The sequence below is a fragment of the Streptococcus sp. 27098_8_113 genome, from assembly GCF_041432545.1.
Classification (GTDB): Bacteria; Bacillota; Bacilli; order Lactobacillales; family Streptococcaceae; genus Streptococcus.
Genome location: NZ_JAPVZU010000010.1, coordinates 37,077 through 54,278 on the forward strand (window position 1 = coordinate 37,077; position 17,202 = coordinate 54,278).

Genomic DNA, 17,202 nt, shown 5'->3' on the forward strand with positions numbered 1-17,202 from the left:
ATGACAACCTTAACACTAAATAAACTATATAAAAAATATCCTAATAGTGATTTTTACTCTGTTGAAAATTTTGATTTGGATATTAAGGATAAGGAGTTTATCGTTTTTGTAGGACCTTCCGGTTGCGGGAAATCAACAACCTTGCGGATGATTGCAGGACTTGAGGATATCACAGAAGGGGAGCTCTATATTGATCAAAATCTTGTCAATGACATTGCTCCTAAAGATCGGGATATCGCCATGGTTTTCCAAAATTACGCTCTTTATCCTCACATGACTGTTTATGACAATATGGCATTCGGACTCAAGCTTCGCAAGTATGACAAGGCTGATATTGACAAAAGAGTTCAGGAAGCGGCAGAAATCCTTGGGCTGAAAGAGCTGCTGGATCGTAAACCGGCCGACTTATCTGGTGGTCAGCGCCAGCGGGTAGCTATGGGGCGGGCAATTGTCCGTGATGCCAAAGTCTTCCTTATGGATGAACCCTTGTCTAACTTGGATGCCAAACTGCGCGTGTCCATGCGGGCAGAAATCGCAAAAATTCACCGCCGTATCGGAGCGACGACTATCTATGTGACCCACGACCAGACAGAGGCCATGACCTTGGCTGACCGCATCGTTATCATGTCAGCTACTAAGAACGAAGCAGGAACAGGTACTATCGGTCGAATCGAGCAAATCGGTACGCCTCAGGAACTTTATAACGAACCAGCTAATAAATTTGTGGCAGGTTTTATCGGCAGTCCAGCCATGAATTTCTTTGAAGTGAACTTAGAGGGCAATCAGCTTACAGATGGACAAGGCTTTGCTGTTGGACTTCCAGACGGTCAGCGTAAAATCTTAGAAGAAAAAGGCTATCAAGGAAAGAAAGTGATACTGGGCATTCGACCAGAGGATATCTCGGCTGAGTTGATAGCTGCTGATGCTTTCCCAGATTCTGTTGTTGAAGCAGAGATTATAGTTTCTGAACTTTTAGGAAGCGATTCTATCCTTTATTGTAAAATAGGAGTTCAGGAATTTTCTGCACGTGTTGCTGCTCATAATTACCATGAAGCAGGGCAGAAAATAGACTTGGTATTCAATATTGCAAAAGCACACTTCTTTGAATTAGAGAACGGTTCACGTATTAAATAAAATTTTATAAGGAAATTTTAATTATGATTGTAACGGAAATTAATAATCTGTCAACTTATGTAGGAGTAAATCCATATTTTGAAAGATTAATAAATTTTTTAAAAACAGTTGATTTGGGAAGTCTTCCAGAAGGGAAGATAGATATTGAAGGTGATAAATTATTTGGCAATTGTTTTAGTTATGTAGCAGATGGTCAACCAGGAGATTTCTTTGAAACTCATAGGAAATATCTTGATATCCATCTGGTGTTAGAAAATACAGAAGATATGGCAGTTTCTTCTGTTAAAAGCACAACAGTTAGTCAACCTTATAATAAGGAAAATGATATTGAGTTATATGAAGGAAAAGTGGAGCAGCTTATTCATTTGAAATCTGGAGAATGTTTAATAACATTCCCTGAGGATTTGCATCAGCCAAAGGTTCGTGTAAATGATCTACCATTAAAAAAAGTAGTATTTAAAGTAGCTATTTCTTAAATAGGAAGAGGTAAACTATGAAAAATCTAAAGAAATTTTTATTCGTTCTTCTAACAGGACTTATCGCACTGATAATCAGTGGTTGTTCTCCAAGTGGGGAAAATAGTAAAGGAAACGATTCAGGTGAATTATCTGGGGAAATCGTTATGTGGCACTCATTTACACAGGGACCTCGTTTAGAAAGTATCCAGAAATCTGCAGATGAATTTATGAAGAAGCATCCAAAAGTTAAGATTAAAATTGAAACTTTTTCTTGGAATGACTTTTACACCAAATGGACAACAGGCCTTGCTAACGGAAACGTACCTGATGTCAGTACAGCTTTGCCGAACCAAGTAATGGAAATGATTAACTCAGATGCTATTGTTCCATTGAATGATACAATTGACAAAATTGGAAAAGATCGTTTCAATAAAACAGCTCTGAATGAAGCAAAAATTGGCAGTGATTACTATTCTGTTCCTCTTTATTCCCATGCGCAAGTGATGTGGGTACGAACAGATTTATTAAAACAACACAATATTGAAGTACCTAAAACTTGGGATGAACTTTATGAGGCATCTAAGAAATTAACAGCTGATGGAGTTTATGGTATGTCAGTGCCGCTTGGTACGAATGACTTTATGGCTACTCGTTTCCTGAATTTCTATGTTCGTAGTGCAGGAGGAAGCCTATTAACAAAGGATAAGAAGGTTGATTTAACTAGCGATTTGGCTCAAGAAGGAATCAAATACTGGGTGAAAATGTACAAGGAAGTTTCTCCTAAAGATTCACTCAATTATAATGTGTTACAACAAGCTACCCTATTCTACCAAGGTAAGACAGCATTTGACTTTAACTCAGGTTTCCACATTGGAGGGGTTGAAGCGAACAGTCCACAATTATTAGAATCAATTGATGCCTATCCTATTCCGAAGGTCAAAGCATCCGATAAAGATCAAGGAATTGAAACTTCAAATGTTCCAATGGTTGTATGGAAAAATTCTAAGCATCCAAAAGTTGCAAAAGCATTTTTAGAATATCTATATGAACAAGATAACTATGTTGGTTTCTTAGATTCTACACCAGTTGGCATGTTACCAACGATTAGCGGTATTTCTGATTTACCATCTTATAAGAATAATGAAAAACGCCAAAAATTCCAACATGCAGAACAAGTAATCAATGAGGCTGTTCAAAAAGGTACTGCTATTGGTTATGAAAACGGCCCAAGTGTTGAGGCTGGTATGTTGACAAACCAACACATTATTGAACAAATGTTCCAAGATATTATCACAAATGGGAAAGACCCCATGGCTGCAGCAAAAGATGCTGAAAAGCAATTAAACGATTTATTTGAAACGGTTGCAGTTGATGTGAAATAATACCTAGATTATTAGGGCTATGGTGCAGTAGCGCTATAGCCTCTTATTTTAAAGAAAGGGGTAAGAGATGGTCAGAGATCGTAATTTGACGCGTTGGATATTTGTACTACCAGCAGTGATTATCGTAGGATTACTCTTTGTTTATCCATTTTTTTCAAGCATTTTTTATAGCTTTACCAATAAGAATTTAATTATGCCCAACTATCGTTTTGTTGGTTTGGATAATTATAAAGCAGTATTGTCAGACCCTAACTTTTTTAGTGCATTTTTTAATTCAATTAAATGGACTGTCCTTTCCTTAGCTGGACAAGTTATCATTGGATTTGTTCTGGCTCTTGCTTTGCATAGAGTGCGACGATTTAAAAAACTTTATCGGACATTGTTAATTGTACCGTGGGCCTTTCCTACAATTGTTATTGCTTTTTCATGGCAATGGATTCTAAATGGTGTCTATGGGTATCTGCCAAATATCATTGTTAAGCTTGGTTTAATGGAGCATGCCCCAGCTTTTCTGACTGACAGCACGTGGGCCTTTATTTGCTTGGTGTTTATCAATATCTGGTTTGGAGCTCCAATGATTATGGTTAATGTTTTATCTGCACTTCAAACAGTTCCCCAGGAGCAGTTTGAGGCGGCTAAAATTGATGGTGCGACAAGTTGGCAAGTATTCAGACATATTACTTTTCCGCATATTAAGGTCGTTGTAGGACTGCTAGTTGTACTGAGAACGGTTTGGATCTTTAATAATTTTGATATTATCTACCTCATTACTGGTGGTGGTCCATCTAATGCGACTATGACCTTGCCGATTTTCGCTTACAACTTAGGTTGGGGAACGAAGTTATTAGGACGAGCTTCAGCAGTCACAGTATTGCTCTTTATCTTCCTATTGACAGTTTGCTTCATTTACTTCTCTGTAATTAGTAAATGGGAAAAGGAGGGTAGAAAATAATGAAGAAAAAATCAAACTTCTACTTAGATATCGGAGCTCATTTGGTTTTGATAATTGCAACAATTGTTGCAATCTTCCCGCTTGTATGGATTATTATATCTTCGATTAAAGGAAAAGGGGAGTTGACACAATTCCCAACTCGCTTCTGGCCTCAGACTTTTACGCTAGACTACTTTACACATGTTATTAATGATTTGCATTTCGTTGATAATATCCGAAATAGTTTAGTAATTTCTTTGTCCACAACAGTTATTGCAACGATTATTTCTTCCATGGCTGCTTATGGTATTGTTCGTTTCTTCCCTAAGCTAGGATCAATAATGTCACGGCTTTTGGTAACAACTTATATTTTCCCACCTATTTTGCTAGCAATACCTTATTCTATTGCAATTGCAAAAGCAGGTTTGGGAAATAGCATCATTGGCCTTATCATCATTTATTTGTCATTTAGTGTACCTTATGCGGTATGGCTGCTGGTTGGCTTCTTCCAAACGGTTCCGATTGGGATTGAAGAGGCAGCCCGTATCGATGGAGCAAATAAGTTTGTTACTTTTTATAAAGTGGTATTACCAATCGTTGCTCCGGGAATTGTTGCAACAGCGATTTATACCTTTATTAATGCGTGGAATGAATTCTTATATGCATTGATACTGATTAACGATACAAGTAAAATGACCGTTGCAGTAGCACTTCGTTCATTGAATGGGTCAGAGGTGCTAGACTGGGGAGATATGATGGCGGCATCTGTGATTGTTGTATTGCCTTCTATTATCTTCTTCTCAATCATTCAAAATAAGATTGCAAGTGGTCTTTCAGAAGGGTCTGTAAAATAGACATTTCGAAACAACATTAGTCAATATATAAGTTAAAAATAGGATATTGTATTAAACAACAGGAGAATAAAAATGGTTAAATATGGCGTCGTAGGAACAGGATATTTTGGAGCTGAATTGGCTCGTTATATGCAAAAAAATGATGGTGCAGAGATTACGATTGTTTATGATCCAGAAAATGCGGAAGCAGTAGCTGAAGAGTTAGGAGCGAAAGTGGCAGCTTCGATAGATGAATTAGTGGCTAGCGATGAAGTTGACTGTGTTATTGTAGCTTCTCCAAATAATCTTCATAAAGAGCCGGTTATCAAAGCAGCTCAGCATGGAAAAAATGTTTTTTGTGAAAAACCAATTGCTCTTTCCTATGAGGATTGTCGCGAAATGGTAGATGCTTGTAAAGAAAATAATGTGACCTTTATGGCGGGGCATATCATGAACTTCTTTAATGGTGTTCATCATGCTAAAGAATTAATCAATCAAGGTGTGATTGGGGACGTTCTATATTGTCATACGGCTCGTAATGGATGGGAGGAGCAACAACCATCAGTATCTTGGAAGAAAATCCGCGAAAAATCTGGTGGTCACTTATATCACCATATCCATGAATTGGACTGTGTTCAATTTCTTATGGGTGGGATGCCTGAAACTGTTACAATGACTGGTGGCAATGTAGCTCATGAGGGAGAAAATTTTGGTGACGAAGATGACATGATTTTTGTCAATATGGAATTTTCAAACAAGCGTTTTGCTTTGCTAGAATGGGGCTCTGCTTATCGATGGGGTGAACACTATGTCTTGATTCAAGGGACAAAAGGAGCGATTCGTCTGGACTTGTTCAACTGTAAAGGAACTCTCAAATTAGATGGCCAAGAAAGTTACTTCCTAATCCATGAGTCACAGGAAGAAGATGATGATCGTACTCGTATTTACCATAGTACCGAAATGGATGGAGCCATTGCTTACGGAAAACCTGGTAAACGTACCCCATTGTGGTTATCATCTGTTATTGACAAGGAAATGCGTTACCTTCATGAAATCATGCAGGGAGCACCGGTAACAGAAGAATTCAAAAAATTATTAACAGGAGAAGCAGCTCTGGAGGCTATTGCAACAGCAGATGCATGTACTCAGTCTATGTTTGAAGATCGTAAAGTTAAATTATCGGAAATTGTAAAATAAAAGATGTGGGGATGAAACAATGATTTTCGTCCCTCTCATTTCTAAAAAATTAGGAGAAAACTATGTCAGATTTAAAAAAATATGAAGGTGTCATCCCAGCTTTTTATGCTTGTTATGACGAGGAGGGTGAAATCAGCCCGGAGCGGACTCGCGCTTTGGTGGAGTATTTCATCGACAAGGGCGTGCAAGGTCTCTATGTCAACGGCTCGTCAGGCGAGTGTATCTACCAGAGCGTGGCCGACAGAAAAGTAATTTTGGAAGAAGTAATGAAAGTTGCTAAGGGCAAACTGACCATCATTGCTCACGTAGCCTGCAACAATACTAAGGACAGTATCGAGTTGGCAAAACATGCGGAAGCTCTAGGAGTTGATGCCATTGCGGCTATTCCGCCGATTTATTTCCGTCTGCCAGAATACTCTGTCGCTCAGTACTGGAATGATATCAGTGCGGCTGCCCCACATACTGATTTTGTGATTTATAATATTCCGCAATTGGCTGGTGCAGCGCTGACTCCGAGTCTTTATAAGGAAATGCTCAAGAATGAGCGCGTGATTGGGGTAAAAAATTCCTCTATGCCCGTTCAGGATATCCAGACTTTTGCAGCACTTGGCGGCAGTGACCATTTGGTCTTTAACGGTCCAGATGAGCAGTTCTTGGGCGGTCGTCTTATGGGTGCAGCAGCTGGAATTGGTGGTACCTATGGGGCTATGCCAGAACTCTTCCTTAAACTGAATCAACTGATTGCAGACAAGGAACTGGAAAGAGCCAAAGAACTGCAGTTTGCCATTAACGACATTATCGGCAAGCTAACCAGTGCTCACGGCAATATGTATGCTGTTATCAAAGAAGTTCTCAAGCTCAACGAAGGACTGGCTATCGGCTCTGTCCGTGCTCCTTTGACACCAGTCGTAGAAGCAGACCGTCCAGTCGTAGAAGCAGCAGCGGCCTTGATCCAAGAAACTAAGGAGCGCTTCCTCTAAAAGAAAGAAGGATGCTTATGGGAAATTATGTTACGATTGATATTGGCGGTACCAATATCAAATACGGCCTGATAGACGACCAAGAAACGCTAGTAGAAGCCCATGAAATACCTACGGAAGCCCATAAGGGTGGTCCAGAGATTATGCGTAAGGTTCAAAAGATAGTTGCAGACTATGCGCAGGCTGGCTCGATTGAGGGGATTTGTATCTCCTCAGCTGGTATGGTCGATCCAGACAAGGGAGAAATCTTTTACGCTGGCCCTCAGATTCCTAACTATGCTGGGACGCAATTTAAGAAGGTCTTGGAGGAGGAGTTTTCCATTCCTTGCGAGATTGAGAATGATGTCAATTGTGCCGGTCTGGCTGAGGTCATGTCTGGCCATGGTAAGGGAGCAAAAATTGCGGTCTGTCTGACGATTGGGACAGGGATTGGTGGCTGTCTAGTAGCGGATGGGCAAGTTTTTCACGGCTTTAGCAACTCAGCCTGCGAAGTAGGCTATCTGCACCTGCCGGACGGAGCCTTTCAGGATGTAGCTTCGACCACAGCCTTGGTTCAATATGTTGCTGACTTGCACGGAGAAGATCCCTCTCTCTGGAATGGTCGAAGGATTTTCAAAGAAGCGACCGAGGGCAATACCTTCTGTATCAAAGGAATTGACCGCATGGTTGGCTATCTGGGTCAAGGAATTGCCAATATCTGCTATGTTGTCAATCCGGAAATCGTCATCTTGGGCGGTGGTATCATGGGACAAGAGGCCATTCTCCGACCGCGGATCCAAGCGGCTCTCAAGGATGCTCTGGTGCCGAGTATAGCTGAGAAGACCAAACTAGCCTTTGCCTATCACCAAAATACGGCGGGCATGTTTGGGGCCTACTACCACTTTAAAAATAAACATCAGTAATCTAAGCAAACCTGGGGAGTGACCTCAGGTTTCTTGCTTCTAGAAAAACTGCTTCTGTAGATGGACAGATAGTATTTTAGAAGAAGTTGAAATGACAGGAAAAATTCGGTGGATAGAACTAAATTTTCAAAAATTTAACTTTGCTCACTTGTCTTTAGAAGTAGATTTAAAAGGTTGCCCAAGACTTTTAAGAAGTATCAGCCCTTTGAGGTTGAGCAATCAGTAACCCATCAAGGAGTTAAAAATAAGGCCAGGATTTGTGTCCTAGCCTTTTATTGATGTCTACGGTAGTAACCGTTAAGTTTGTGGTTTTCCCAGTAACTATTGAAGATTTTTTCCTTTCTCTCTCGGTCAATCTCTAGGAAAAAGGCATAAAGTATATCGATCATCAGCAGCATTGGGAACTGAGCTGAGATTCGTTGGATGAACTGAGGTTTACTTTGCATTGCAACTGGGATGATTTCTGAAAAGTCTTCTTTAATCAAATCAGGCTGGCCAGTGATTAGCACGGTCTTGGCTCCCATGCCCTTAGCATCAATCAGGCTGTCAATAATGGATGGGGTTTGACCTGAAAGAGAAAAGCCGATAACTAGGCAGTTTTTGTCTAAAATGCTCGTTGTCCAAGCAAAGCCATCCGCATCTGTCAGAGCTTCACAAATAACTCCTAAGCGCATGAAGCGCAGTTTCATATCGCGAGCGACGAGCCCCGAGCTTCCCGTGCCAAAAAAATAGACACGATCCGCTTTTTCAATCAGCTGGGCTACACGCTCCAATCTTTTTTCGTCAATCAAGTCCTCGGTTTGTTGCCGAATTTGAATATAGTTGCGTAGCACCTGGCGGGACGAATCATTTTTCAGATTTGTATGCTCCGTTTTGCTGATTTTCAGCTGTTGGAGATATTGGAAGTTGAACTCCCGATAGCCCTTAAAGCCACATTTTTTAGCAAAACGGGTCAAGGCCGCCTGTGAGATGTGCAAGGTTTGCGCTACTTCAAGGGAGGACAGATCACCTTCTATCTCTGTCGGAGTCAAAAAATAGTCGGCAATCTGTTTTTCGACATCGGTCATAATGTCGTAACAGCTTTCGATGATGGCCAAGATATTTTGCTGATGTCTCATGATGGGTCACTTTCTTTGGTCAAAATAATAAAAACGTATTTTCATTATAACATAGTTTAGAGAAAATAAAGCGTTTACAAAACCAATAATTGTCAGATCTGGCTTTCCATTAAAGTACGAGCAGACTGTAATCTCAATATTTTTAGATATTATGACCGCCTTTTTCTGAAGAGGTATTTCCTAAAGTTTGCGTCGAATGAAAGAAAAAGTGATATAATTTACACAAGTAATGTTCCAAGTTTGGATTTGAAGCAAGGAAGATAGGAGCTACTGTCACTTACAGCTTCCAATTCTTATTTTGAAAATCAGTAAAGCTATATTGTGAGGTTTTTTATGCGAATCAATGAACTAGGCCAGCCTATTGGGGATCTCTGCCGGACTTTAAGCCGGGAGATCTGCCCAAGCTGGAGCGAATAGAAGGTCAGTATGTTATCATTGAGCGGTTGTCCAAGGACAAGCATGAAGCGGATTTGTACGAAGTATATGGTCCGGATTCACCTGCTGACATGTGGACTTATCTCTTCCAAAATGCTGCTCAGAGTCAGGAGGAGTGGGATAGCTTGCTGGATCGGATGCTGGCAGCTCAGGATCGTTTCCACTATGCCATTGTGGACAAGGAGAGTGGCAAGGCGCTGGGAACCTTCGCTTTAATGAGGATTGACCGAGGCAATCGTGTGATTGAAGTAGGAGCTGTGACCTATTCGCTCAATTTGAAGCAAACTAGACTGGCTACTGAAGCTCAGTACTTACTGGCACGCTATGTCTTTGAAGAGCTGGAGTATCGCCGCTACGAATGGAAATGCGATGCACTCAATCAGCCCTCAAGGCGAGCGGCAGAGCGGCTTGGTTTTACCTATGAAGGCACTTTCCGTCAGGCGGTCGTCTATAAGGGGCGCAACCGAGACACTGATTGGCTCTCCATGATTGACAGCGATTGGCCTGCCATTAAGCGTCGTTTGGAGAAATGGCTGAGTCCAGACAATTTCGATGAAAAGGGACAGCAAATAAAAGCCTTGTCTGAGTTTTGACATTTGATTGAGAGTGGGCCAGAAATCGGTAATTCGTTAGAATTCGATTTCGTCGTCCCACCTCCGCACAGTTGAGTAGGGCTGTAAAAGCTGATGAAATCAGCGTAGTAGAGCCCACTCAACCACTGCGTCTTGCTTGACATCCAAAGACAATTGAGAGCTAGGACTTTTGTCCCAGACTCTTTTTACTTTTTAATTTTGATGAAAATGGAGAATTTTCTGATAAATTTTGATATAATAAAACGAACTACAGATAAAGGATGAGAGAGAATGACTTTAGTTTATCAATCAACGCGTGACGAAAAGAATAGAGTAACAGCCAGCCAGGCGATTCTGCAAGGTTTGGCGACAGATGGCGGTCTCTTTACGCCCATTGCCTATCCGCAGGTCGATTTGGACTTTGCCAAGCTCAAAGACGCTTCCTATCAGGAAGTAGCCAAGCTGGTTTTGTCTGCATTTTTGGACGATTTTTCTGAAGAAGAGCTGGACTACTGTATCAACCATGCCTACGACAGCAAGTTTGATGATGCTGCGATTTCTCCCTTGGTCAAGCTGGATGGTCAGTACAATCTAGAGCTTTTCCACGGAGCGACCATTGCCTTCAAGGACATGGCTTTGTCCATCCTGCCTCACTTGATGACAACCGCAGCTAAAAAGCACGGCTTGGAAAACAAAATTGTCATTTTGACGGCGACTTCTGGCGACACAGGCAAGGCGGCTATGGCAGGTTTTGCGGATGTTCCTGGGACTGAAATCATCGTCTTTTATCCGAAGGATGGTGTCAGCAAGGTCCAAGAGCTGCAAATGACGACGCAGACAGGTGCCAATACGCATGTGGTGGCCATTGATGGCAACTTTGACGATGCCCAGACCAATGTCAAGCAGATGTTTAACGACACAGACTTGCGGGCTCGTCTCTTGGAGCACAAACTGCAATTTTCATCCGCCAACTCCATGAATATTGGCCGTTTGGTGCCGCAGATTGTTTACTATGTCTATGCCTATGCTCAGCTGGTGAAGACGGGAGAAATCACAGCAGGCGACAAGGTCAACTTTACCGTTCCGACAGGGAACTTTGGTAATATCTTGGCGGCCTATTATGCCAAGCAAATCGGTCTGCCGGTTGGCAAGCTGATCTGTGCATCGAATGAAAACAATGTCCTGACGGACTTCTTCAAGACTCAGGTTTATGACAAGAAGCGGAGCTTCAAGGTGACATCTAGTCCGTCCATGGATATTCTGGTTTCCTCTAACTTGGAGCGTTTGATTTTCCATCTGTCTGGTAACAGCGCTGAGAAAACAGCTGCTTTGATGGTGGCTCTGAATGAGCATGGACAGTATGAACTGACGGACTTTGATGCTGAGATTTTAGAGCTCTTTGCGGCTGACTATGCAACAGAGCAAGAAACAGCTGCTGAAATCAAGCGGGTCTATCAAGTCTCTAACTACATCGAAGACCCTCATACTGCCGTTGCGTCTGCTGTCTATCAAAAATATCTGGCAGAGACAGGGGATCAGCGCAAGACTGTTATCGCGTCTACCGCTAGTCCTTATAAATTCCCAGTTGTAGCCGTTGAGGCTGTGACTGGCCGAACAGGACTTAGTGATTTCGAGGCTTTGGAGCAACTGCACGAACTTTCTGGCGTAGCCCTGCCACCAGCTGTGGACGGCTTAGAAACAGCACCGGTTCGCCACAAAACCACAGTCGCTGCAGACCAAATGCAGGCAGCAGTCGAAGATTACTTGGAATTGTAAAAATGGCTTAGAAAGCCTAAAATCAGCTGGATATCTAGCTGATTTTTTCTTAGGATGCCCAATGAAAGAAAGGGAAGTAGCTGATGCTTAAGAGGGAGAATTTTCTCTATGACAACTTATAAAAAAATCATGAACATTGCTCTGCCAGCTATGGCGGAGAACTTTCTGCAGATGCTCATGGGCATGGTCGACAGCTATCTGGTGGCCAGTCTTGGGCTGATTGCGATTTCTGGTGTCTCGGTGGCCGGAAACATTATTACCATTTATCAGGCAATTTTTATCGCGCTGGGGGCTGCTGTTTCCAGTCTCATCTCCAAGACTCTGGCTCAGGGAGACAAGGAGCATTTGGCCTATCACACAGCTGAGGCTATCAAGCTGACGCTACTTCTGGGTCTTCTGCTAGGTCTCCTTTCTCTGCTTTTTGGTAGGCAGATGCTGGACTTTCTGGGGACGGAAAAAGCGGTGGCTGAAGCAGGCGGTCTGTATCTGGCTCTGGTTGGTGGAACCATTGTCCTGCTGGGCTTGATGACTTCCTTTGGAGCTCTGGTGCGGGTCACGCGCAATCCTAGATTCCCCATGTATGTCAGTCTTCTGACTAATGTCCTCAATGCTCTCTTTTCTGGTCTGGGGATTTATGTCTTTCGGCTTGGTATTGTCGGTGTAGCGCTGGGGACGGTGCTGGCTCGTTTGGTCGGTGTGCTGATTCTCTGGCGGGAGCTGGATTTGTCCACAATCCGCTGGAGCTGGGGTTTAGATGGCGAGCTCTTGCGTCTGTCTCTGCCGGCTGCTGGAGAGCGGCTCATGATGCGGGCGGGTGATGTAGTGATCATCGCCATTGTGGTCGTCTTTGGGACGGATGCAGTAGCGGGGAATGCCATCGGCGAAGTCCTGACCCAGTTTAACTATATGCCGGCTTTTGGGGTCGCGACAGCAACAGTCATGTTGGTAGCCCATGCGGTTGGGGAGGGCGATATGCAAGCGGTTGGTCTGATTCGTCAGCGGGCCTTCTGGCTGTCTTTTGCTTGCATGCTGCCCTTGGCTTTAGGTATTTTCGCACTTGGTCGGCCGCTGACCTTGCTCTATACGGACAATAGCGGAGCGATTACAGCCAGTCTTTCGGTCATCCTCTTCTCCCTGCTGGGCACTCCCATGGCAGCTGGAACCGTGATTTACACAGCGGTTTGGCAGGGGCTGGGCAATGCCAGACTGCCCTTTTATGCCACGACTATTGGCATGTGGCTAATTCGCATTGTCTCAGGATATTTATTAGGTGTGACCTTTGGCTTGGGTCTGCCAGGAGTCTGGGCGGGGACGCTCTTGGACAATGGCTTCCGCTGGCTATTTTTAAAGGTTTTATACGACAGAAAAATGAGGGAAATCACATGACAACAGCGTTTATTTGGGATTTGGACGGAACCTTGCTGGACTCCTACGATGCTATTTTGGCAGGAATTGAGGAAACCTACGCCCACTATGGCCTGGACTTTGACAGGGCAAGTATTCACAGCTATATCCTAAAGCACTCTGTCCAGAAGCTCTTGGAAAAAGTAGCGTCTGAGAAGGGGCTGGACGCTGCCGAGATGAATGCCTTCCGTGGAGCAAGCCTAAAGGAGAAGAATGCTCAGGTCCACCTGATGGAAGGAACGGCGGAGATACTGGCTTGGGCTAAAGAGCAGGGCATTGCCCAGTTCGTCTATACCCACAAGGGACTCAATGCCCATCAAATCTTGCAAGACTTGGGCATTCATGACTATTTTACAGAAATCATCACAACGGCCAATGGCTTTAAGCGCAAGCCCCACCCAGAGGGTGTCGACTATCTGCTCGCGAAATATGGCCTGGATAAGCAGGAAACCTACTATATCGGGGACCGGACCCTAGATGTAGATGTCGCAGTCAATAGTGGCATCCAGAGCATTAACTTCTGTGACTACCGATCAGAAATCAACCAGAAAATAGAGAAGTTGGTGGATATCAAGCAATTATTTACAAGATAAAAAGCAGACCAGAACTGATCTACTGTCAGCCTAGCCTGCTTTTTTTTACATATGCTCAATGTGAAGTTCTAGTAAGAACTCAAGCGCCTCGGGAGTACAGTTCTTTTTTTCAATAGGGAAACCGACAATTGGTCCCAACATGATATAAAAATCTTCTTTAGTATGAAAAACTTTGACGATGTCATCATAGCTATAAAGAAACTCTCCTCGTTTGCTTTTCACAGAAAATTTATCTTTCTCAAATATAAGAGTTTGCTCCATATCCTTCCAGAAAGGAGTTTTTCGATAGGCCTTCCTTATCTGAAAGTCCGTGCCAAAGTACATTATTGGGAATATAATCAAAGATGTAAATAGCACGATGAAGAAAGAAAATCGCTTCAGGTTGTCAGGTAGGAAGATAAGATAGAGAGATAGAATTCCTATCAAAATGAACATATTCAGCAAGAATCTTTTCCCGCGTAAGAAAACAGACCAAGCAAATCGTTGATACACTTCCTCAGTCACAAGGGTTGGAATGGTTATTGGGAACATGCTTCACCTCCTAGTTTTTATTATTATACCATACAGGAATTATTAAAATCACTTTTAAATTTTCCACGCCGCCTTTCCTGTCTTTGTCGGCCTTTCGTGTTATAATAAACCTATGGAAAATAAGAACAAATTATTATTAATTGACGGTTCGTCCGTTGCTTTTCGCGCTTTTTTTGCGCTTTATAATCAAATTGACCGTTTCAAGAGTCCATCGGGCCTGCATACCAATGCCATTTATGGCTTCCACCTCATGCTCAATCATCTCTTGGAGCGCGTTCAGCCGACTCATGTCTTGGTAGCTTTTGATGCTGGCAAGACGACCTTCCGGACCAAGATGTATGCTGACTATAAGGCAGGTCGGGCCAAGACACCGGATGAATTTCGGGAGCAGCTGCCCTTTATCCGAGAAATGCTGCAGCACCTAGGCATTCACTTCTATGACTTGGCTCAGTACGAGGCGGATGACATCATCGGGACCTTGGATAAGATGGCTGAAAAGACAGCTGTGCCTTACGATGTGACCATTGTCAGCGGCGATAAAGACTTGATTCAGCTGACGGATGAAAATACCGTGGTGGAGATCTCCAAGAAAGGCGTGGCTGAGTTTGAGGAATTTACCCCAGCCTACCTCATGGAAAAGATGGGTATCACACCAGAGCAGTTCATTGACCTTAAGGCGCTGATGGGCGATCAGTCGGACAATATCCCCGGCGTGACCAAGATCGGCGAGAAGACTGGTCTCAAGCTCCTCTTGGAGTACGGTTCTTTGGAAAATCTCTATGAAAACATTGACCAGCTCAAGGCCTCCAAGATGAAGGAAAATCTGATCAATGACAAGGACAAGGCCTTCTTATCAAGAACCCTAGCCACTATCAATACTCAGGCTCCGATTGAAATCGGGCTAGATGATTTGGTTTATAAGGGTCCTCAGATAGAGGCACTGAGCAAGTTCTACGACGAGATGGGCTTCAAGCAGCTCAAGGCTCAGCTAGGAACTGGTCAAGAGCCGGTAGAAGTCAAACCAATTGAATTTACCAAAGTGACTGAAGTGACAGCGGATATGCTGGCACCAGAGCAATTCTTCTATTTTGAAATCTTGGGTGACAACTACCACAAGGAAGAGATTGTCGGTCTTGCCTGGGGCGATAGCCGTCAGATTTATGTCGGCTCCAGCGATTTACTGCAGCAGCCTCTCTTTCAGGATTTTTTGGCAAAAACAGCTCTGAAAACCTACGACCTCAAGCGGACCAAGGTACTTCTCAGTCATTACGGCATCGAGCTACCAGCAGCATCCTTTGATGCGCGTCTAGCCAAGTATCTGCTTTCGACGGTCGAGGATAATGAGCTGGCGACCATTGCTCGCCTTTACGGCCAAACAATTCTGCTGACTGATGATGAGGTTTATGGAAAGGGAGCTAAGCGCGCTTTGCCAGAGCAAGAGCGGCTCTTTGAGCATCTAGCTCGTAAGGTTCAAGTACTGCTGGAAACAGAAGAGCCAATGCAAGAGCAGCTCCGTTCCCACGACCAGCTGGGTTTGTTGCTTGAAATGGAGCAGCCGCTGGCCTTTGTCTTAGCCAAGATGGAGATTGCGGGGATCAAGGTTGAGCGGGAAACCCTGCAGGGCATGCAGGCAGAAAATGAAAAGACGCTGGAAAGTCTGACTCAGGAGATTTATGATCTGGCTGGTCAGGAGTTCAATATTAACTCGCCGAAACAGCTGGGAACCATTCTCTTTGAGGATATGGGGTTGCCGCTGGAGTACACCAAAAAGACCAAGACAGGCTACTCGACAGCGGTTGACGTGCTGGAGCGTTTAGCACCGATTGCACCGATTGTGTCTAAGATTCTGGAATACCGTCAAATCAGCAAGCTCCAGTCTACTTATATCATCGGACTGCAGGAGGCGATTGCGGCTGACGGCAAGATTCACACTCGCTATGTTCAGGATTTGACTCAGACGGGCCGCTTGTCCTCGGTTGATCCGAACCTGCAGAATATCCCCGTTCGTTTGGAGCAGGGGCGTCTTATTCGCAAGGCCTTTGTGCCAGAGTGGGCAGACAGTGTGCTTCTCAGCTCGGATTATTCCCAGATTGAGCTGCGGGTGCTGGCTCATATTTCTCAGGACGAGCATTTGATTGCTGCCTTTCAGCATGGAGAAGACATTCACACGGCCACAGCCATGCGGGTCTTTGGTATTGAAAAGGCAGAGGATGTGACGCCTAATGACCGTCGCAATGCCAAGGCTGTCAACTTTGGAGTGGTCTATGGCATTTCCGACTTCGGACTGGCCAATAATCTGGGCATTTCCCGCAAGGCTGCCAAGGACTACATTGAGACTTATTTTGAGCGTTTCCCTGGCATCAAGAATTATATGGAAACCATCGTTCGTGAAGCGCGTGATAAGGGCTATGTAGAGACCATTTACCATCGCCGTCGTTCCTTGCCGGACATCAATTCCCGCAACTTTAACATCCGAAACTTTGCGGAGCGCACAGCCATTAACAGCCCCATCCAAGGCTCCGCCGCAGATATTCTCAAAGTCGCTATGATTAATCTGGACCGAGCTCTGACAGAGAAGAATTTTAAATCTCGCATGCTCTTGCAGGTGCACGATGAAATCGTGCTGGAAGTGCCAGCTGACGAGCTAACAGCCGTTCACAAGCTGGTCAAAGAAACCATGGAAACTGCGATTGAGCTAGCCGTTCCACTAGTGGCTGATGAAAATGCCGGCCAAACTTGGTACGAGGCGAAATAAAACAAGATACAAAGAGCGTCAAAACCGACTGAAAATTAGGATCCGGACGAAGGAGCCATGCTCCTAGAACGGATTATCTATTTTCCAAGGTTTTAGCTCGTGTTCAATTTAAGATATCAAGGGCGTAAAACACAAAGTGAAAATAGAAAGCTGACACAGCATTCAAGGAATGCGAGGGAAATCACCTTTTTTGTACCGTAT

The 17,202-nt window shown here is 43.8% G+C and carries 14 protein-coding genes and 1 pseudogene; 13 read left to right on the top strand and 2 right to left on the bottom strand.

Going from position 1 to position 17,202, the window contains the following annotated elements; all coding sequences use genetic code 11:
* The 8 genes from O3644_RS06835 (at position 1) to O3644_RS06870 (ending at position 7,817) form a co-directional block, all read left to right on the top strand.
* Positions 1-1,134, top strand: a complete 1,134-nt coding sequence (locus tag O3644_RS06835) for an ABC transporter ATP-binding protein (RefSeq protein WP_005591328.1) — start codon at positions 1-3, stop codon at positions 1,132-1,134.
* A 23-nt stretch (positions 1,135-1,157) separates the two neighbouring features.
* Complete coding sequence (locus O3644_RS06840) at positions 1,158-1,610, top strand: YhcH/YjgK/YiaL family protein (RefSeq protein ID WP_005591327.1); 453 nt, start codon at positions 1,158-1,160, stop codon at positions 1,608-1,610.
* A 17-nt stretch (positions 1,611-1,627) separates the two neighbouring features.
* Entirely contained in the window at positions 1,628-2,974 is a 1,347-nt protein-coding gene (locus O3644_RS06845; protein ID WP_005591326.1) for an ABC transporter substrate-binding protein, read from the top strand.
* 67 nt (positions 2,975-3,041) lie between these two features.
* On the top strand, positions 3,042-3,926 hold the full coding sequence (locus O3644_RS06850) for a carbohydrate ABC transporter permease (RefSeq protein ID WP_002898777.1): 885 nt from the start codon (positions 3,042-3,044) through the stop codon (positions 3,924-3,926).
* Entirely contained in the window at positions 3,926-4,759 is an 834-nt protein-coding gene (locus tag O3644_RS06855; RefSeq protein WP_005591325.1) for a carbohydrate ABC transporter permease, read from the top strand. The genes O3644_RS06850 and O3644_RS06855 overlap by 1 nt, the downstream gene beginning before the upstream one ends.
* A 72-nt stretch (positions 4,760-4,831) precedes the next feature.
* The gene (locus tag O3644_RS06860) at positions 4,832-5,935 is read left to right on the top strand and encodes a Gfo/Idh/MocA family protein (protein WP_002894435.1); all 1,104 of its coding nucleotides are present in this window, start codon (positions 4,832-4,834) and stop codon (positions 5,933-5,935) included.
* A 62-nt stretch (positions 5,936-5,997) separates the two neighbouring features.
* Positions 5,998-6,915: a dihydrodipicolinate synthase family protein gene (locus tag O3644_RS06865; protein WP_005591324.1), complete on the top strand. Its 918-nt coding sequence runs from the start codon at positions 5,998-6,000 to the stop codon at positions 6,913-6,915.
* 17 nt (positions 6,916-6,932) lie between these two features.
* A complete protein-coding gene (locus O3644_RS06870; RefSeq protein ID WP_239192830.1) occupies positions 6,933-7,817 on the top strand; it encodes an ROK family protein in 885 nt (294 codons plus the stop codon).
* 272 nt (positions 7,818-8,089) lie between these two features.
* Here O3644_RS06870 and O3644_RS06875 read toward each other — a convergent pair whose 3' ends face one another.
* Entirely contained in the window at positions 8,090-8,935 is an 846-nt protein-coding gene (locus tag O3644_RS06875; protein WP_005591322.1) for a MurR/RpiR family transcriptional regulator, read from the bottom strand.
* Positions 8,936-9,268: 333 nt separating this feature from the next.
* Here O3644_RS06875 and O3644_RS06880 point away from each other — a divergent pair.
* The 4 genes and pseudogenes from O3644_RS06880 (at position 9,269) to O3644_RS06895 (ending at position 13,715) form a co-directional block, all read left to right on the top strand.
* A pseudogene (locus O3644_RS06880) lies at positions 9,269-9,963 on the top strand (GNAT family N-acetyltransferase).
* Between the two features lie 270 nt (positions 9,964-10,233).
* Entirely contained in the window at positions 10,234-11,718 is a 1,485-nt protein-coding gene (gene thrC / locus O3644_RS06885) for a threonine synthase (RefSeq protein ID WP_048766373.1), read from the top strand.
* A 108-nt stretch (positions 11,719-11,826) separates the two neighbouring features.
* Positions 11,827-13,104 carry an MATE family efflux transporter gene (locus O3644_RS06890; RefSeq protein ID WP_048766372.1) on the top strand — a complete coding sequence of 426 codons (1,278 nt, stop codon included), beginning with the start codon at positions 11,827-11,829 and terminating at the stop codon, positions 13,102-13,104.
* Positions 13,101-13,715 (top strand): HAD-IA family hydrolase, encoded by a 615-nt coding sequence (locus O3644_RS06895; protein ID WP_048766371.1) that lies wholly within the window; start codon positions 13,101-13,103, stop codon positions 13,713-13,715. The genes O3644_RS06890 and O3644_RS06895 overlap by 4 nt, the downstream gene beginning before the upstream one ends.
* A 45-nt stretch (positions 13,716-13,760) precedes the next feature.
* Here O3644_RS06895 and O3644_RS06900 read toward each other — a convergent pair whose 3' ends face one another.
* Positions 13,761-14,246 (bottom strand): YcxB family protein, encoded by a 486-nt coding sequence (locus O3644_RS06900; RefSeq protein ID WP_048766370.1) that lies wholly within the window; start codon positions 14,244-14,246, stop codon positions 13,761-13,763.
* A gap of 112 nt (positions 14,247-14,358) precedes the next feature.
* Between O3644_RS06900 and polA the strand changes: the two genes are divergently transcribed.
* Positions 14,359-17,001, top strand: a complete 2,643-nt coding sequence (gene polA, locus O3644_RS06905) for a DNA polymerase I (RefSeq protein WP_048766369.1) — start codon at positions 14,359-14,361, stop codon at positions 16,999-17,001.
* Positions 17,002-17,202: the final 201 nt, after the last annotated feature.